Origin of the sequence: Desulfitispora alkaliphila, from assembly GCF_050433185.1 — a bacterium.
Lineage (GTDB): Bacteria > Bacillota > Desulfitisporia > Desulfitisporales > Desulfitisporaceae > Desulfitispora > Desulfitispora alkaliphila.
On record NZ_JBNPXS010000026.1, the window covers coordinates 24825 to 43023 of the forward strand.

Annotated in this window: 18 protein-coding genes and 1 other annotated feature; of the genes, 1 reads left to right on the plus strand and 17 read right to left on the minus strand. The window is 34.8% G+C overall.

The window, feature by feature from the left end; genetic code table 11:
• Positions 1 to 37 precede the first annotated feature (37 nt).
• Positions 38 to 439, plus strand: coding sequence for a TIGR04086 family membrane protein (locus tag GGQ84_RS10180; protein ID WP_429162290.1), 402 nt, complete (start codon positions 38 to 40; stop codon positions 437 to 439).
• Between the two features lie 1088 nt (positions 440 to 1527).
• Here the strand turns inward: GGQ84_RS10180 and pssA are convergent.
• From pssA to GGQ84_RS10265, 17 genes are all read right to left on the minus strand, one after another.
• Positions 1528 to 2046: a CDP-diacylglycerol--serine O-phosphatidyltransferase gene (gene pssA, locus GGQ84_RS10185; protein ID WP_429162292.1), complete on the minus strand. Its 519-nt coding sequence runs from the start codon at positions 2044 to 2046 to the stop codon at positions 1528 to 1530.
• A gap of 141 nt (positions 2047 to 2187) precedes the next feature.
• On the minus strand, positions 2188 to 2898 hold the full coding sequence (locus GGQ84_RS10190) for a 2Fe-2S iron-sulfur cluster-binding protein (protein ID WP_429162293.1): 711 nt from the start codon (positions 2896 to 2898) through the stop codon (positions 2188 to 2190).
• Between the two features lie 4 nt (positions 2899 to 2902).
• Positions 2903 to 4657, minus strand: coding sequence for a succinate dehydrogenase (quinone) flavoprotein subunit (sdhA, locus tag GGQ84_RS10195; protein ID WP_429162295.1), 1755 nt, complete (start codon positions 4655 to 4657; stop codon positions 2903 to 2905).
• 109 nt (positions 4658 to 4766) lie between these two features.
• Positions 4767 to 6014, minus strand: a complete 1248-nt coding sequence (locus GGQ84_RS10200; protein ID WP_429162297.1) for an adenosylhomocysteinase — start codon at positions 6012 to 6014, stop codon at positions 4767 to 4769.
• A gap of 94 nt (positions 6015 to 6108) precedes the next feature.
• Complete coding sequence (locus tag GGQ84_RS10205) at positions 6109 to 6723, minus strand: DUF3786 domain-containing protein (protein ID WP_429162299.1); 615 nt, start codon at positions 6721 to 6723, stop codon at positions 6109 to 6111.
• Between the two features lie 356 nt (positions 6724 to 7079).
• The gene (locus GGQ84_RS10210; RefSeq protein WP_429162301.1) at positions 7080 to 7532 is read right to left on the minus strand and encodes a hypothetical protein; all 453 of its coding nucleotides are present in this window, start codon (positions 7530 to 7532) and stop codon (positions 7080 to 7082) included.
• A 65-nt stretch (positions 7533 to 7597) separates the two neighbouring features.
• Positions 7598 to 8431: an MTAP family purine nucleoside phosphorylase gene (locus GGQ84_RS10215; protein ID WP_429162318.1), complete on the minus strand. Its 834-nt coding sequence runs from the start codon at positions 8429 to 8431 to the stop codon at positions 7598 to 7600.
• Positions 8418 to 9935 carry an aminotransferase class I/II-fold pyridoxal phosphate-dependent enzyme gene (locus GGQ84_RS10220; RefSeq protein ID WP_429162302.1) on the minus strand — a complete coding sequence of 506 codons (1518 nt, stop codon included), beginning with the start codon at positions 9933 to 9935 and terminating at the stop codon, positions 8418 to 8420. The genes GGQ84_RS10215 and GGQ84_RS10220 overlap by 14 nt, the downstream gene beginning before the upstream one ends.
• A gap of 70 nt (positions 9936 to 10005) precedes the next feature.
• Complete coding sequence (locus GGQ84_RS10225) at positions 10006 to 12000, minus strand: transglycosylase domain-containing protein (protein WP_429162304.1); 1995 nt, start codon at positions 11998 to 12000, stop codon at positions 10006 to 10008.
• Positions 12001 to 12119: 119 nt separating this feature from the next.
• A complete protein-coding gene (locus GGQ84_RS10230; protein ID WP_429162305.1) occupies positions 12120 to 12299 on the minus strand; it encodes a hypothetical protein in 180 nt (59 codons plus the stop codon).
• A gap of 73 nt (positions 12300 to 12372) precedes the next feature.
• Positions 12373 to 13143 (minus strand): ATP-binding protein, encoded by a 771-nt coding sequence (locus GGQ84_RS10235; protein WP_429162320.1) that lies wholly within the window; start codon positions 13141 to 13143, stop codon positions 12373 to 12375.
• Between the two features lie 6 nt (positions 13144 to 13149).
• A complete protein-coding gene (locus GGQ84_RS10240) occupies positions 13150 to 13833 on the minus strand; it encodes a DnaD domain-containing protein (protein ID WP_429162306.1) in 684 nt (227 codons plus the stop codon).
• A 64-nt stretch (positions 13834 to 13897) separates the two neighbouring features.
• Positions 13898 to 14152 (minus strand): GIY-YIG nuclease family protein, encoded by a 255-nt coding sequence (locus GGQ84_RS10245; RefSeq protein ID WP_429162322.1) that lies wholly within the window; start codon positions 14150 to 14152, stop codon positions 13898 to 13900.
• 18 nt (positions 14153 to 14170) lie between these two features.
• On the minus strand, positions 14171 to 15571 hold the full coding sequence (locus GGQ84_RS10250) for an MBL fold metallo-hydrolase RNA specificity domain-containing protein (protein WP_429162308.1): 1401 nt from the start codon (positions 15569 to 15571) through the stop codon (positions 14171 to 14173).
• An 8-nt stretch (positions 15572 to 15579) separates the two neighbouring features.
• On the minus strand, positions 15580 to 16743 hold the full coding sequence (locus GGQ84_RS10255; protein ID WP_429162310.1) for an aminotransferase class I/II-fold pyridoxal phosphate-dependent enzyme: 1164 nt from the start codon (positions 16741 to 16743) through the stop codon (positions 15580 to 15582).
• A complete protein-coding gene (locus GGQ84_RS10260; RefSeq protein ID WP_429162312.1) occupies positions 16743 to 17234 on the minus strand; it encodes an Lrp/AsnC family transcriptional regulator in 492 nt (163 codons plus the stop codon). Before GGQ84_RS10260 ends, GGQ84_RS10255 begins: the two co-directional genes overlap by 1 nt.
• Positions 17235 to 17278: 44 nt before the next feature.
• Positions 17279 to 17496, minus strand: a binding site (T-box leader).
• A gap of 65 nt (positions 17497 to 17561) precedes the next feature.
• The gene (locus GGQ84_RS10265; RefSeq protein WP_429162314.1) at positions 17562 to 18050 is read right to left on the minus strand and encodes a hypothetical protein; all 489 of its coding nucleotides are present in this window, start codon (positions 18048 to 18050) and stop codon (positions 17562 to 17564) included.
• Between the last annotated feature and the right edge of the window lie 149 nt (positions 18051 to 18199).

Sequence of the window (18199 nt, forward strand, 5' to 3'; positions counted from 1 at the left end):
AAAAAGACATAAAAATTAAAAAAGTGAGGTGATCTTTTTGTCTACTAACGGTGCAGGTGAAAGTTTAAATCTTAGTATCTTAGCAATAATTGTAGGTTTTCTATTCTCGATAGCTATTAGCTTGATTTTTATCTTCATTACAGCATTTATACTACACTTTACTGGAGTAAGCGAAGGTTCGCTAAATGTGGCAGGGTATTTGATTGTATTTTTAAGTGTTTTTGCTGGATCTATTGTAGCAGCAAAAAGGGCTGCTGTAAAAGGATTAATTCATGGCATAGGAGTAGCAGTTTTCTATTTAATCTTTTCTTTATTGTTTAGCTCCATGGCTTTTGACAGTGATATTTCAGCTTTGAACTCAATATCTAAAGTACTGGTAATCTTGTTTGCGGGCAGTATAGGAGGATTTCTTGGTATTGGCTTAGTAAAATCAAAATAATATTAAGAAAGTAATAAGGGAGTAGATATTAATCTACTCCCTTGCCCTTACTTTAAGACCTTAAATAAAAATTGTCTTATAAAACCGGGCAATTTAATAAAGTATACTTTCACATCCCTCACCCCTTCAGGCTTACTCTTTTACCTTATAGTATGAGATAAAATGAAAAATGGTGAGCATTCAATTTAAAATTGTGAATTCCCTTTTTTCAACTTTACTCTTGCGAACAAACAAATAAAAAATAAAGATTAAAATCGATAAGAAATATAATAGTAAGAAACTATTATTGAAAATGAAAAATGAAGCTAAAGCAGTTAATGGAACTAAGTATAGGCATACACTTAAACTCTTAGTAATCAAGATAATCATGAGCCAAGAGCACAAAAGAGTATTAACTAGGTGAGGTTCATAAATATACATAAATCCTAGAGGAGCTAATATTAAAACTGGTATATTATCATTATTATGGCCAGAGTAGTTAGCCAAGAAAAAAATTAATCCGTAGAGAACTATTATCTCTAAAGGCAAGTTATAGTTTACTAACACAAGAGAAAGGGCTCCCCCCTTTATTAATTCCCAAAGAAGAGCTATTAAAAATAACGGCAGTCCACATTGTTTTAGGACTTCGATATAATTACTTGTACCTTTCACAAAAAACTTATAGTTAATTCTACCTAAAGTGTGACTTAGTAGTATTAGTAGTATAAACTCACCCATAATTAACCCCTACTTTAGTTCATATTTAATAGTAGAAATATATGTAATTGAGATGAATTTATTCCAATTTGTGTCTTGTTTGTTTAATGTTTATAAAAGAAATGTAAAAGGGTAATAATAACTATAAAATAATGGCAAAAGGGGATGTAATATAGATGAGATATAATCCAGTGTTAAGCGCCTTCGAAAAGATGCAAGCGGTGAATAATCTCAAACTCTACCAAGAACTATTACAAAAGGAAAACTCAAAACACCAACCCAATTTTCAAACATTAAAATATTATCGCTCGAGAATAGTTGCATATCGCAAAAAATTAGGTATAGCACAAAAATAAGCTATTGACTTTAGTCAATAGCTTATTTTTATGTAGTTAAAACTTAGGTACTCTAAAATTACTAATCATTAGGTAAGCTAATACAGCTGTTAATACTAAATAAAACCATGTTGGTAAAGCAATACCTGTAGCTATGATAAGCGCAACTACACCACCAGCAAAGGTAATGGGAACTCCGATAAAATAATCAGTGATATTTAAAGTATTAAATCTAGCCAAGCGAATTGCTCCGCAAAGGGCAAAAGAAACAGCTACGGCAAGACCAAATACACCAAATCCCCCTTGTAAAACAGATGCATAAAGTAAAATAGCTGGTGCAACCCCGAAGGAAACTAAATCCGACAGAGAGTCAAGTTCTTTTCCAAAAGAAGTAGTTGCATCTAGTCGACGGGCGACTTTACCGTCCATTGCATCTAGGACAACTGAGATAAGAATTAAAAAAGCTGCTAATCTAAATTGATTATCCATAGTTAAAATTAAAGCCAGGATACCCAATAACAAATTAGATAAAGTAAATAAGTTCGGGATAATGCTTATGTTAAAGCTTTTACTCATGCCTTTATCCTCCCGATAAGAATTTGGCTAGATACGTTTAGTGCAATTGGATAAAGCTTCATAATAATTATATTCCTCCTGCTTACTACATTGTAATCAAAACCATTTTATCACTTTTCACTTTTTATTAAAAGCCTTCTTTCAAATATTTCTAAGTTCTTTTTTTAGTTCCATAATGTAATTTGTTATACCAATCCCTTTTGGACAAACTTCAGTACAATTTTTTGAGCTATCACATTGTATTTTGCCGTTACCGGCCACTTTTTTTAGCCTAGCTACTTTTTGAGGTTTTCCCAAAGGGTGATTGATTAATCTATTAAGCTGTGGCAGAAGTGCTGGGCCAACAAATTCTGCTTTAGATGAATAATTGGGGCACACTTCGTAACAGGCTCCACAGGAGATGCACTGTGTTACTTCATCAGATAATTGTTTGAAGCATTGATCATAAACTGGGTTCTCAGTATTGTTTTCAGTTTCTATCCATCCATTTATTAGATAATTACTGTTATAAATAGATGACCTATCTACTTTTAAGTCAGTTATAACTGGAAATTTGCTGAGTGGCTCTATTATAACTTCTTCTCCTTCTATATTATCGATGAGTGTAGAACAGGCTTGCTTGGGAGTGCCATTTATCATCATAATGCAAGCTCCACACATCTCCTCTAAGCAATTACATTCCCAAATAACTGGAGTAGTGACTTTACCGTCAATAGTAACTGGGTTATCTCTTATTTCTTGTAAGCATACTACGATACTTTTTCCTTTTTCTTTTGGTAATTCGAATTTTTCCCAGTGTGCTTTACTTGAGTGTTGCTGGCGTTTGATTTTAAGGGTTACTTTTTCGTCCATTAAATTACCTCCCTTTGGTATCGTAGCTGCGAGTTCCAGGGGTGATAAACGATGTATCTACTTCCTGGTAGCTAATTTTAGGACCCTGTGGTGTCCATTTTGCTAAAGTTGTTTTAAGCCATTTATCATCATCCCTATAAGGAAACTCTGGCTTATAATGAGCTCCACGGCTTTCATTTCTGTGTAATGCACTAATAACTACAACCCGAGCTAATTCCATCATATGTCTCAATTGACGAACAAATAGAATACTACTAGCACCCCAATTCCCAGAAGAGTTAATAGTAATATTATCCCATCTTTCTTGTAATTCTTGTAGTTTTTCATCAGCCTTTTGTAAATCTCTATTATTTCTCTCAATAAAAGCGTACTCACTCATTAGAGTGCCCATTTCTTGATGAAGTTTATAAGGACTCTCATTGCCATTCATATGTTTTATTCTTTCATATTCTTCTTTGGTACTAGTAATGACATCATGTTCTGTCCTTTGCCACAACTTGTCATCTTTGCTTTCCATACCCAAGATATAGTCTAGTACATGTGGAGCAACTTTAAAGCCGCTGTAAATGGCGGCTAAAAGGGAGTTAGCACCTAATCTATTTGCTCCGTGATACATGTAGTCGCATTCGCCTATTGAAAATAGGCCCTTTATATTTGTCATATGGTAATTATCAACATGAAGACCACCCATAAAGTAATGAACTGCTGGAAAAACTTTGATTGGCTCTTTTTTTGGATCAATCGAATAAAAATTTTTACATGTATTTGCAACTCCAGCAAGTCTATTTTGCAGTATGCTTTCATCTACATCTCTTAAATCTAAATAAACCTGTTTCTCTCCATCTACTCCCAACCTTTGTTTGACACAAACTTCGTAGATTGCTCTAGCAGCTATATCCCGAGGAACTAAATTGCCATACTCAGGATACATTTCCTCTAAAAAGTACCAGGGCTTGTTGTCCTTATAAGTCCATATTCTACCCCCTTCACCTCTAGCTGCTTCAGAAATCAAATGAATTTTATCTCTACCTTGAATTCCTGTAGGGTGAATTTGAACAAATTCACCATTGGCAAACAATACACCTTGCTGATAGACAGAGCTAGCTGCAGCTCCAGTATTAATTAATGAGTTAGTGCTTTTACCGTAAATATACCCAGCTCCACCAGTCGCCAGTATTACTGCATTACTTCTAAACGATTTCAACTCTAATGTGTCAACATTTTGAACTACTACTCCATTACAACGATTATCATCCTTGATTAAAGATACAAACTCCCAGCTTTCATATTTCTCAATCATGCCTTGCTCCATCCATTTTTGCACTTGTTCATCGCAGCAATGAAGCATTTGCTGACCTGTAGTAGTGCCAGCATATACAGTTCTGTTCTTCTTACCACCACCAAACATTCTCAAGTCTAATTCACCGTTCTCTTTTCTATTATAGGCAACTCCCATTTGAATCATATAGTTAATTATTTCAGGAGCAGATTCACACATTTGTTTTACAGATGACTGATTGGCCAAATAGTCACCTCCGTAAATAGTATCTAAAAAGTGCTCATAAGTTGAATCTCCTTGGTGAATCGTGTCAAATACAGCATTAATACCTCCTTGAGCACAAGCTGAGTGAGATCTCCTTGTTGGACAAAGAGAAATAATCTTTACTTTTATCCTTTTCTCAGCTAAGCGCACCGCAGCTGTCAACCCAGCAAGTCCGCCGCCAACTATAATAACAGGATCCAGCCCTTTTGCTACCACACAACCACTCCTCAGAATCATTTGATAAAGTTATTTTTAACAAAAAGACTATTGTAAATACAAAAAGAGACTGGCTTATTTGCCAATCTCTTGTATACTTGCTTCTTTATTATTCTTGCCAGCTATTAAGATACTTTTCTTGTTCTGGTGTTAGTGTATCAATTTCAATACCAAGAGCTTTTAATCTCAATGCTGCTACTCTTTCATCTAAGTTATCTGGAACGTCATGTACACCACTTCCCATTTTATCGTGATTCTCAAGTACATATCTTAAAGATAGTGCTTGAAGGGCAAAGCTCATATCCATAATTTCAGCAGGATGCCCATCTCCGGAAGCTAAGTTAACTAATCTGCCCTCTGCTAGTAAATAAACGATTCTGCCGTCTTCAAGTGTAAATTCTTGAACGTTATCTCGAACTAATCTAGATTTTACTGCTAATGAGTTTAGGTCTTTTTTGGATATTTCCACATCGAAATGACCCGCATTACACATTATCGCTTTATCTTTAATTACCTCTAAATGTTCTTTTCTAATTACATCTTTATTTCCAGTAACTGTTACAAAAAAATCGCCAAATTTTGCTGCTTCTATCATGGGCATGACAGAAAATCCGTCCATAATGGCTTCATTTGCTTTAATAGTATCAATTTCTGTAACAATTACCTTTGCACCTAAGCCCTTAGCTCTCATTGCAATACCCTTACCACACCATCCATAACCATTGACAACTACAGTCTTACCTGCGACTACTAAATTCGTAGTTCTCATTATTCCATCCCACACAGATTGTCCGGTACCATAACGATTGTCAAAGAGATATTTACTAAAAGCATCGTTAACAGCTATAACAGGAAAGTTCAATTCTCCTTCTTTAGCCATAGATTTTAGCCTAAGTACTCCTGTTGTAGTTTCTTCTGTACCGCCAATTAAGTTATTAGCATACTCTTTACAGCTAGTGTGTAAAGTAGCTACCAGGTCTCCACCATCATCAATAATCAAATCTGGTTCACAAGCAAGGGCGGATTTAATGTGGTCTTGATATTCGCTATCAGTAGCTCCATGCCATGCGAAAGCTGTTATTCCCTCTTCTACTAAAGCTGCTACTACATCGTCCTGAGTAGATAAAGGGTTACTTGCTACAACAGTTAAATCTCCTCCAGCCTCATGTATTATCCTGGCTAAATAAGCGGTTTTTGCTTCCAAATGCATACACATTACAATTTTCTTATTGGCAAAAATTTGTTTCTGGACAAAATCTTCTCTAAGCTCATTTAAAACGGGCATATGTTCTTTAACCCAATCTATTTTTATTTTACCCATAGGTGCTAAGTTAATATCTCTAATTTTTGATTTCATTATTGTACCTCCTACTATACAATCCTTTGTTTTTTAGTATTTTATTTTTTCAATAACAATAAATGTAACCTTCAATGATGATGCAATTAAGGTCCTATAGTTTAGGCATTTTATAGACTAAATTGCTTGCTATAACAGCAGCATCCTCTGTAGATAAATAATTATTTGTATTAACGTCAAACAATATGTTTCCATTAGGTGGAAATTCATCATCGCCCTCCCAAAGAACATAATATATATGCACCAATGGAAATACCTTTACTTCAATGCTAAAATCGCCATAGGGCGCTTTTACTCCTGGCCAAACTTCAAGTAATTTATGTAGCTCTTTTGGGTTTTCTCCAAATATCTTAATTAATGGGTTAATGGCCCTATTGGTAAAGGGACCAATATAAATATCTCCTCCTTCTAGCTCTTTGTAGGATATAACTTTATCAGGTACTCGAGGTGCACCATCGGCTTTGCACAAATAGTGAAGAATAGCTATTCTTTCCTGTAAGTTTGGCTCTACATCACTAAAAGTCATATGTCCATTCTGATCTAAATAGACAAAACCATTTAAGTACTGTAATTCTAACTTTCCCGAATTTTCATCATAAGTTGCACCCGACTTCCAGGCAATCTCATCAAAAGACATAGAAAGCAGTTTTTGTAAGGCTATCGCGTAGGTGTTATCTAGGTTATAATTTTTATTTGCTTGTATATCCATATATCTAACCACCTTTACCTGATATTTCATCTTAACTATATATTTCTTTGTATGTATTTATTATCCTTCTAAAAGTATAGTTTTCAACTTTAAAAGAGGCAAAAAAAAAGCTAACTTTGTCAGTTAGCCAGGTTTCATTAAATTAGTTTACTTTTGTATAAATGCAGTTATGTTTTTCACTTAATAAGTCGCTTAGTCCCACTTCTGTGGTGAATTTATAGTGTACTTCTTCTCCTTCAATCCAGGTAACAAGGTAGTCCATATTTACGCCTCCTCGCTAAAATACTGTATACAATATCTTAAATACAATATAACATAGGACAATAGCTTTTACAATGAGTTTCTAGTTAATTTTTTTACGGTTTTGTTGTCTTGATAAAAATATCAAAAGCATAAGCCAAAATTAATCCAGAAGTTACATAGCCCAGTAAAGTTTGAAGAAATACTAGTAGGTACATTATATTGCCTGAAGGGACAAAGTCTCCATACCCTAAAGAGAAATACGTTGCTGCACTAAAGTATAAAAACAAATGCATATCTAACTTAGTTAAAGGTACGCTATCACTAGCAGAAATTATGTAGTTTTCTCTAAACCCATAATTATTAATCATAAAATAACTTAAGCCAAAGGTAAAAATAATAAAGGAAATACCCATTGCGAGAATTGTAGCTACAGTAATTAGTACCCGGGATGGTTGCATTATATTTAATTCTTTCAGCTTCATTAACCTGACAACTATCCACCAATAAATTCTAAGGACAATAAAAATATTTAGAGCTAGTATAACTATCGAAGTCAGCCCTTCCACAGAAATCACCTCATAATAATTATAGAAACGGATAAAAAAAATAGAACAAAGCCGTTAGCTTTGTTCTAATCTATCTTTAATAAAGTTTTTTTACGTAAGTCTTTGCACTCACATCTAGATGTTTCCACTTCTTGGGTCAGCTGTATCATAGTAGTTAATACGATTGATCCTATACGCACTGACTCGTTGTAGAAGATATCCTTTAATTCAGCATGCTCCCAGTCGCATATTATACCTTCTGCATAGTTTACTACCATGTCTACTCGCCCATAGCAAGCGCCAATCTCTCTACTTAAGTAAACTTCAGGACACATACTCTGACCGATAATATCTCCGCTCATTAGCTTGAAGGAATGGACCTCTGCTACACTTTCAAAGTGCTTCCCATCTGTAACTACATAATTGCCTCTACTAAATACATTGGCGTCAGTATTTTTTAATGCGGTTTCATATAAAATCTTACTAGTATGAGGACAAACTGGGTTTCTCATAATTGAGAGGTAACCCAAGTCTAATGTTACATCTTTTCTCATAGAGTGATCAATGTAGTCATTGGGTATAACTAGGTCTCTTGGCTTTAATAAGTGGTTAATACTACCAACGCCTCCTTCGGCGATTATACTCTTAACTCCAGCCTTATAAAATACCCAAAAGATTTGAAGAGAGGCATCTCTTCTCGGAACTCCTGGTCTCCACCCGTGCATTTTACATAGTAGAATCTTTTTTGCATTAATTTCAAGAAGCTTAAACTTTGGACTTTCCCCATAAGGAGTTTGAAATATTAAATCCGATGCAATTACTTTAACTTCAGGGTCAACATCTTCAGGAAAATTAATTGAAAGTGTACTAGAACCTCCAATAATTGCAAAATTAGTCTTTGGAATTTCAGATGACATTATCATTCACGTCTCCTTCTCCACATAAATCATCATTTACTAAAATTAATCTATTTTCTAAGACCTTGATATTTTCTATTAAAGGATCTTCAGGACCCTGCAAATCTGCTTTCTCTATTTTTAATACCTTAACATAATTAATTACTCCCTCAGTAATCCGTTCTCCTGGACATATTATTGGGATTCCTGGGGGATATGCCATTATCATTTCTGCACTTATCTCACCAGCTGCCTGATCTAATCTTACTGTTTTGGTTTCACTATAAAAGGCTTCTTGAGGCGAAACCGATAGATTTGGGATCTCTGGTAACTGTACACTGTATTTTAGAACTTTTTGTTTCGAGTGTGACTTTATCATGTCTCTAAGTGCAGTAATGAGCACCTCAGCTTTATCCATGTTATCTCCGATTGAGATTAGAAAGATTACATTGAAAAGATCTGATAGCTCTACCTGGATTCCATATTTATCTCGCAGTATTTTTTCAACATCATACCCAGAAAGACCTAGGCCTTTTACATTTATAGTTATTTTAGTTTTATCAAAGCCATAAAAGCTGTTATGTTCAGCTAATTTATCTTCTATTAAAGCTATCCCTTCCATCTTTCTTATCTCATAGCATATTTTTTCCGAGATGGTCATAGTATTAGCGATCATTTCTCGCCCACTTAAAGCCATCTGCTTACGAGCAATGTCTAGAGATACAAGTAAAATGTAAGATGGGCTAGTAGTTTGCATTAAGTTTAAAACAGACTTGACGTGCTTTTGACTAATTAACCCTTCGTTTAATAATAAAATAGAACTCTGCGTCATAGATCCTGCCAGTTTGTGAGTACTTACTGCAGCCAAATCAGCTCCTGCTTCCATGGCGGACATAGGTAACTGAGAACTAAAGTACAAGTGACTTCCGTGAGCTTCATCTACTACAACAGGAATTCCATGGGAATGGGCTACATCTACAATTCCCTTTAGGTCAGAGACCACACCATAGTACGTAGGGTTAATAACAAATACAGCTTTAGCATCGGGATGCATTTTTAGTGTATATTCTACTTTCTCCGGTGTTATTTGTAATGCCATACCATACTCTATACTTATTTCTGGTTCAATATAAATTGGAATTGCTCCACTTAAGATAATGCCACTGACAGCTGATTTATGAGCATTGCGAGGAATAATAATCTTTTCCCCTGGCTTGCATACACTCATAATCATTCCTTGAATGCCAGAAGTTGTGCCATTGACCAAGAAATAGGAGTGATCTGCTTTATAAACTTCAGCTGCTAGCTCTTGAGCTTCTTTAATAGCCCCCAGTGGATTACAAATGTTATCCAAATTTTCCATGCAGGTCAAATCAATTTCTAGAGCTTTAGAGCCAAGATAATCTCTCAGTTCAGTATTGCCTAAACCTTGTTTATGACCAGGTACATGAAAAGGAATAATTTTATCTTCTACATATTTATTAACTGCTTCAACTATAGGCGTCCTCTCTTGATTTCCTTTCCACATAACTATCACCCCTAACTCTAAAATTACATAATTACATTACACCACATATATATATTTTGCAATATATATTTTAGTTCCAATTAAAGAACCAATCAAAAAAGTTTTGATTTCCTCTTTCACTATCCCTTTGACTATCCTCTTCGGGTGCAGAAGATTGACCTCTTTTATGCAAATCACAGATTTCAGTGGGTTCAGTCCCTTGGATAAAGGTAGCATTAATTCTCTCTGGACAATAATCTGTGGCAAGCTTTCCACTTTCCATAGATATAGTTTTTTCTATAATTCCACTTGGTACTTCAAAGTCCCTAACCTCTATATTTTTATGGGAGTTTTCCATAAAGTTTGCCCATATAGGTCCTGCTAGAGCTCCACCTGGCCGTCCAATAGACTTTGGGTCGTCATAACCTACATAAACTCCTGCAACTAAATCAGGGGTGTATCCGACAAACCAGGCATCTCGATAATCCTGCGAGGTACCAGTCTTGCCGGCAGCTGGCCTATTAAATATATTTCTCAGATTTGCCCCAGTGCCTCCTGGTTCTAACACACTTTTCAACATGTCTGTTACTATATATGCTACCCTTTTATCAATAGCTATTTCTCTATAGGTTGAGTTTTCTTCAAGTACTATACCATTACGGTCAATTATTTTTGTAACCATTATAGGTTCAACTTTAACCCCTTGATTTGCTAAAGTAGAAAAACCTACTGTCAACTCATAAGGAGATACCTCGGAAGTTCCTAGAGATAATGACAAAACAGGTGATAAAGTACTTTTAATACCCAAGTTGTTTGCATATCTGACAACTGTTTCCGGGCCAACCTTGTCAATTAATCTTGCAGCAACGACATTATTTGATTTCATTAGTGCTTCTTTAAGGGTAAAGTTTCTATTGTAATAATCTATTGCTCCATAGTTTTTTGGCTCCCATGTTTGACCTGAAGCCAGTTCAAAGCTAATCGGTTCATCTTTAATAATATCTGCTGAAGTAAAACCATTGCCAATAGCTGCAGCATATAAAAATGGCTTAAAGGCTGATGCAGGTTGAGGTCTATCTGAATCCATCACTCTATTGCGTTGGCTTCTAGAATAATCCCTACCTCCTACCATGGCTCTCACTAAGCCCGTTTTAGGCTCTATAGCTACTAGCGCTCCTTCTAATTCAGGCTCAAATTCCGCTAAGCCCTGTTGTAGAGCTTGTTCTGCGTACTTTTGCATTTCTAAGTCTAAACTTGTGTGAATTTGTAGCCCACCACGGTATAACATTTCGTGCCCATTATCGTATTTATCTGTTATATAACTAATAATCTCTTGAACAAAATATGGTGCCTCTCTAACTCTTTCTCTATTGTGATTTAATACTATTTCCTCTTCTTTTGCATCCTCTGCCTCTTCAGGTGTGATCACTTCTAAAGTAACCATTCTATTTAATACTACGGCTTGTCTTTCTTTAAAAGCATCCATATTTGTAAATGGAGAGTAAAAAGCTGGGCCTGGTAATAGCCCTACTAAGCCAGCACTTTCAGCCAGGGTTAATTCATTTGCTGATTTCCCAAAGTAAGTTTGAGCAGCAACTTCTATACCATAACCTCCATGACCGAAAAAAGCGAGATTAATGTACATTTCCAAAATTTCTTTTTTAGTATAGGTTCTTTCTAACTTTAATGTGAGAAAAAGCTCGTTTATTTTTCGACTCATTGTGCGGTCCGGTGACAGAAATAAGTTTTTAGCTGTTTGTTGAGTAATCGTACTACCACCTTCCACAGTACGTCTAGCCCTAATATTACGTATTGTAGCTCTTGCTATTGCTTGTAAATTCACTCCTCGATGTTCGAAAAAACGATGATCTTCTGATGCCAAAAGAGCTTTCAAAAAATATGGTGAAACCTCCTCTATGGGAACCTCTAATCTATACTCTTCAAATAGTGAAGAAATTTCGTTTTGGTTTTTATCATAGATAGTTGAGGTTACAGGTATTTCAGGTTTGGGTAAATCTGTAAGTGGAATTGTACAGCCTGTGGTTGTCATCATTAAGATCAGCAATAAAATTAATAATCGTTTCAAATTTTCTCCCCCCAATCTGCGTTATAGTGCTACTATTACTATTATCTCCCATTAAATGGTATATTAATAACAAAAGAAAACCAATGCTAGTGCATTGGTTAGGAAGAGATCGCACATTTTTAATCGTCACAAATAGATGGTTTTCCTTGTCTAAAGTCAGAGTAATCGTTTCCATCAATTGTACAAAATGCACATCTAGTACAGGGATCGTCATTATTAAAATAGATATTATGACGGCATTTTCCAGTTATCTCAATCATTATGCTTCCTCCTTTACAGCTCTGATTAGGAATACTCAATCTTATTTTTCCCTAATCAAAATTACATATATGATGTAATGGTTGCCTCAGCTGTAAAAAAGAATCTAAAACGCTATTTATAGTTAGTACTTGCTTTCTTACGGAGAATATGTCTAATATCCTTAGACACCATAAGTCTATAGACATGACACATTTGAATTATTCTAGATGTGGTCCTCTCACCTAACAATTCCTCCATTTCTCTTAAACTTAAATTTGTAGTTATAATTGTTGGTAAGGAATTGTTTACCCGATAATTAACAATACTGTAAATTTTATTATTGCTCCATTGAGTGTAATTATGCACACCTAAGTCATCTAATATTAATACATCTACATCACGTAATTTTTTCAAGAGGTTTAACTCATCTTTAGTGTTATCTGATTTATAATTATTATTAAATGTACTCTTTATTTCATCTAATAAATCTGGAACTACAGCAAATAAAACATTCACTTTGCTCTTTAAAAGCTCATTAGCGATTGCTGCAGCTAAAAAAGTTTTACCAGACCCTACTTGGCCAGTAAACATTAGTCCACTTCCTTTGTGACCTTGTAAATAATCAGCACAAAACCTTCTACTGGCCTGAAGCGCATTTAAGGCTAGTTTCTTATATGAGTTATTTCCAGAGTGGTGGTCATAATCAGTTTCAGAATAGAAATCCAAAGAAAAATTATTAAAAGTACATCTAAGCAATTCCTTACTCATATTGGCAAACTGAAAGTGCTTAGCTATGGACTTTTGTTTAACACAATTACAAGGAACTGCATACTCTTTATTTTTTATAATAAGACCTCTATCTTTACATTGCTGACAACTATACTTAGAATTTACCATGAACATCACAACCTATGTCATATATATATCGTTATATTTATCGTCTAAACTATCTCGCTTTGGTTCTTTAGCACTTTTACCAGTGCGTTTATTGCCATAGCTAGCTTCATATGCCTTGATTTCTTTAACTGTTTTAAAGTTCTTTTTTGCCCACTCTCTCAAAATAGAATCTACATATTTGAAATTTAATACCCCTCTTAATACAGATCTCTTTAATGCCTCTTTAATAATATCATAATTATATTTATCTTCAGTAAGCCACATATTTATTTGACTAGCCTCCATAGGTGTTAAAAGCCTACCAAATTCTTGTTCGAAGATGGTAAATAAACTATCTGCCACTTTAGCTGATAATTGCCCTTCATCTCCCTGAGCATTTTCTTTTTCCCAAATGTCTTCTAAGAGCTTATAGAGCATGTCCATTCTAGGCTCAGCGTTAATTGTGAGCAGACCCTTTTCCATCAGACTGGCAACTGAATTCTTTATTTCTGCTCGTTCAGAACTCATTGCTTCTGGCAACCGAAGTAAATACTCGTGGTTGTCAATATCATCCTTATTGATACTCAATATCTTTAACAAGACTAACAATTCAACATCAGTTAAGCCAACTAAATTATAGTGTTTGATTAACAAGCTGGGCAAAATCAAGCTGTTAGTCATCATTTCCAATCCTAATTGTTCATTTTGATTAATCATTTTCTGCCCTCCTATTTAATTATTATAACACTTTAGATACATATTTGGAATAATAAAAGCACCTTCATGAAAGTAGGTGCTTTTTTACAAGTTCTTCTTTTTTTTGCCTTGACATTTTTCTAATGATATATTCTCTTTTTAAAGCCGCAGATTTTGTAAAGTGTTCTTCACAATATACTATTTTTACGGGTAAACGACTACGAGTATATTTAGCTCCTTTACCACTATTGTGTGTCGCTAAACGCTTATTGATGTTGTTAGTATAACCTGTATATAATGTACCATCACTACATTCTAGTAAATAAACAAAATAACTAATCTAAAAGTGCCTCCTTATTTATAATTTTACCACATCTAGTCTACTAGGAACAACTGCTTCTATGCCAAATTTAGTTGAAATTTTTTCAGCAAATATACTGCTGTTTTGTTCTTCACCGTGGGTCACAAAAATTCTTCTTGGCTTTACGGTAAATGCATCAATCCAATTTATTAATGCGTTTTGATCTGCATGAGCTGAAAAGCCTTCTATATTTTTAATTTGGGCTTTCACTGCAATTTCCTCACCATGAATCCTAACTCTCTCTTCTCCGTTTATAATTCTCCTGCCTAAAGTACCAATTGCTTGATAGCCTACAAATAAAATTGTGCATTCCCTGCGCCATAAATTGTGTTTTAAATGGTGCTTGATCCTACCTGCCTCACACATACCACTGGCAGATATAATTATAGCTCCCTTTTTTATAGTATTAAGTTTAATAGATTCTTCGGCTGATCTGGTGAGTTTTATACCCTTTGGCAAAATAGGACAAGCATTAGTTTGATCTTTTAATAGTTGAGTTTTATGATCAAAGTAATCATCACTTTTACAGAAAATCTCTGTTGCTGAAATAGCAAGAGGACTGTCCACAAACATACTCATATTTCCAGATTTACCCTCAAGCTCAATCTGATTTAAATAGTATAATAAGTCCTGTGTTCTCTCAATAGCAAAAGCTGGTATTATTAAATTGCCCTTACATCTTATGGTTTCAGCAATAACTTCTTCTAGCTGCTCTTTTTTACTCTTGCTTTTATCGCGATTTTTGTGACCATATGTGGACTCAATTACCAAATAATCCGCTTCTGTTATAGTATCTGGATCTTTGATTATAGGCTGGTTACAATCGCCTAAATCTCCTGAAAATACAATTTTTTTCTCCTGTTGGTTAGCTTCATCTTTCAACCACAGCTCTACAATAGCGGAACCCAAGATGTGTCCAGCGTTTTTTAGTCGTAGTTTTATATTTTCGGTAATAGTAAACAGCTTATCATAATCAACTTCAACGAAATAACTAATCGAAGCATAGGCATCATCTGAGGTGTAAATTGGTTCTATTAGTTCCCTTCCTGCTCTTATATTCTTTCTGTTTTTTCTCTCTACTTCCATCTCTTGAATATAACCACTGTCTGGAAGCATAATCTTGCAAAGCTCTAGAGTAGTAGGTGTACAGTATACTTTACCTTTAAAACCGTGTTTGACTAGCTTAGGTATTAGACCGCTGTGGTCAATATGGGCATGGGTTAAAATTACAAAGTCTATCTCCTCGGGATTGAAATCAAAATTATTATAGTTTAATTCCTTTACCTCTTTTGGTCCTTGAAATAATCCACAATCAACTAAGAACTTGTTTTTTTCGGTACTAAGTAAAAAACATGAACCTGTTACATTTTTTGCGGCACCCATAAATTGTATTTTCATATTTCACCTCAGGTTATATTTCTTTTTATAAATTCTTCTATTCTATTTAGAGCTTCTACTATGTTTTCAGTGGATGAAGCATAGGCACATCGAATAAATCCCTCACCACAGGATCCAAATGCATTACCTGGAACGACTGCAACTTTTTCCTCCATTAGCAAGCGTTCGGCAAACTCTTCAGAGGAAAAGCCTGTATTTTTAATGGAAGGAAAGGCGTAAAATGCACCTTTTGGAGTATGACATTCTAATCCCATATTATTAAACTTCGATACAATTAGATTTCTTCTCTGATCGTAAACATTGTACATTTTCTTAACGTCTTCTTCGCCAGTGGCCAAAGCCTCTAAAGCAGCCATCTGACCCATTACAGGGGCACACATGATGCTGTATTGATGTATTTTCACCATAGCATCGATAATTTCTTCACAGGCCATAGCATAGCCAATTCTCCAACCGGTCATGGCATAGGACTTAGAAAAACCATTAAGCACAATTGTTCTATCCCTCATTCCAGGAAGGCTGGCAAAACAGGTGTGTTCACCTTCAAAGGTTAGGTCACTGTATATTTCATCTGAAATTACTAGTAAATCATTTTCAAACACTACTTTAGCTATCTCTCGCATTTCTGATTCTGTTAGAATAGATCCAGTAGGGTTATTGGGATAACTAAGCAAAAGAACTTTTGTTTTGTCAGAAATATGCTCCTTAAGTAACTCTGGTGTTACTTTAAACTCCGTTTCAGCAGTTGTCTCTATTGTTATTGGTTTCCCGCCTGCTAGAACCGTACACGGGTTATATGAAACAAAACAAGGTTCTGGTATTAATACTTCATCACCTGGATCTAGGATAGCTCGAAGGGCAACATCCAAGGCTTCACTAACGCCTACAGTTACAAGGACTTCTGTTTTAGGGTTATATAGAACATTAAATTTTCGGTTACTATTTTTAGCAATTTGTTCTCGCAATTCTAATAAGCCATAATTTGATGTATAGGTAGTATAGCCCTTTTCAATTGTATGGACGCTAGCCTCTCGAATGTGCCAAGGGGTTGTGAAATCAGGTTCACCTACACCTAAAGAAATTACTCCTTCGGTGGAAACTACTAAATCAAAAAACTTTCTGATACCAGAGGGCGGTAAACTTTTAACTTGTTTCGCAATTTTCGGCCTCATTATGGGCTCACCACCAATCTTTTGTCACTCACATTGTCTTCATAAATAATTCCATTGTCTTTATACTTTTTTAAGACAAAGTGGGTAGTTGTACTCTGTACAAATTCTAATGTTGCTAGTTTTTCTGCCACAAAGAGAGCTACTTTTTTCATGCTAGTTCCTTCAATTGTCAAGGATAAATCATATCCTCCAGACATTAAATATACCGATTTTACTTCTGGAAAACGGTAAATTCTTTCAGCAACAGTATCAAACCCAACTCCCCTTTGAGGTTGAACTTTTACATCAATAAGAGCAGTTACATTTTCTCCACCGGCCTTTTCCCAGTTAATCAAGGTAGGGTAGCAAAGAATGATATTCTCCTGTTCCATTTCACCTATTAACCGATCAACTTCATCAGTGTTTATACCCAACATCATACTGATATCTTTTGAAGTAATCTTACAGTTTCTTTCAATAATTTCTAATATCTTAACTTTAAGCTGTTCCATTATTAAACCTCCTTATAAAAAAAATAAAAGCTCCTCTCCCTAAAAATAGGGACGAGAAACTTCACCCGCGGTACCACCCTTGTTAATCACCAGAAAAAGGCAATTCAACTCTTAGCTATAACGCCAGCCAAGCGGATAGACTTAATATTATTCAGTCAATCACTCCGGAGTGGCTTTCAAAATTGGATTTCTGCTGATTCGCACCTACCACCAGCTCTCTGAAAAGAAATTCAATTTCTACTTTCTCCATCATAGTTTTTGCGTATATCTATTAATTTATATTTATATATATATTACACAACAGATCTTACTGTGTCAACATAAAAGTCACAATTGTGAAAATTTTTGTGGTCTAATTTGCCTCAATAAGTCACGATGGTTTTTTATCAGTGTGTCTTTAAGTTTTAAGCTAATATTTAAATCAATATTAGGCACTATAAAAACTATGTTTTCGTTATGTCTAGTAAGCTTTATCAAAATTTGATGTTTTGAGTATATAGTTTTGATATAGTATAAATATTCAACAATAACTTTTTGTTTAAGAAAAATGTACAGTTTAATTATTTTATTAAGTCTAGACTTAAAATTAAGAAATGATTGCATTGCCACTGGCGGGGGAAGCCTTGTCATAATAACCTTTAAAATTCGTTTTTCCATATTGTGATTACTACCTGTTTCCCTTTCAAAAGCCTTATTGTACAACTCATCTAAGTTGATTACTTCATCTAATGTAATCTGGACTAAATCTAAATTTTGTATAACTTTTTCAATTAATAGGTCTGCACTATTATATAATTCAAGCTTTCTCGAAATCATACTTTTCCACCTTATGCTTTTTACTATATTCTATACTGAAAAATTGAGTTTAGAACATCGAGTAGGAGGTAGATAATTATTTTATCTACCGTCCTCTCACACCACCAAGCATACCGTTCGGTACTTGGCGGTTCATTAAGTTAATTGCA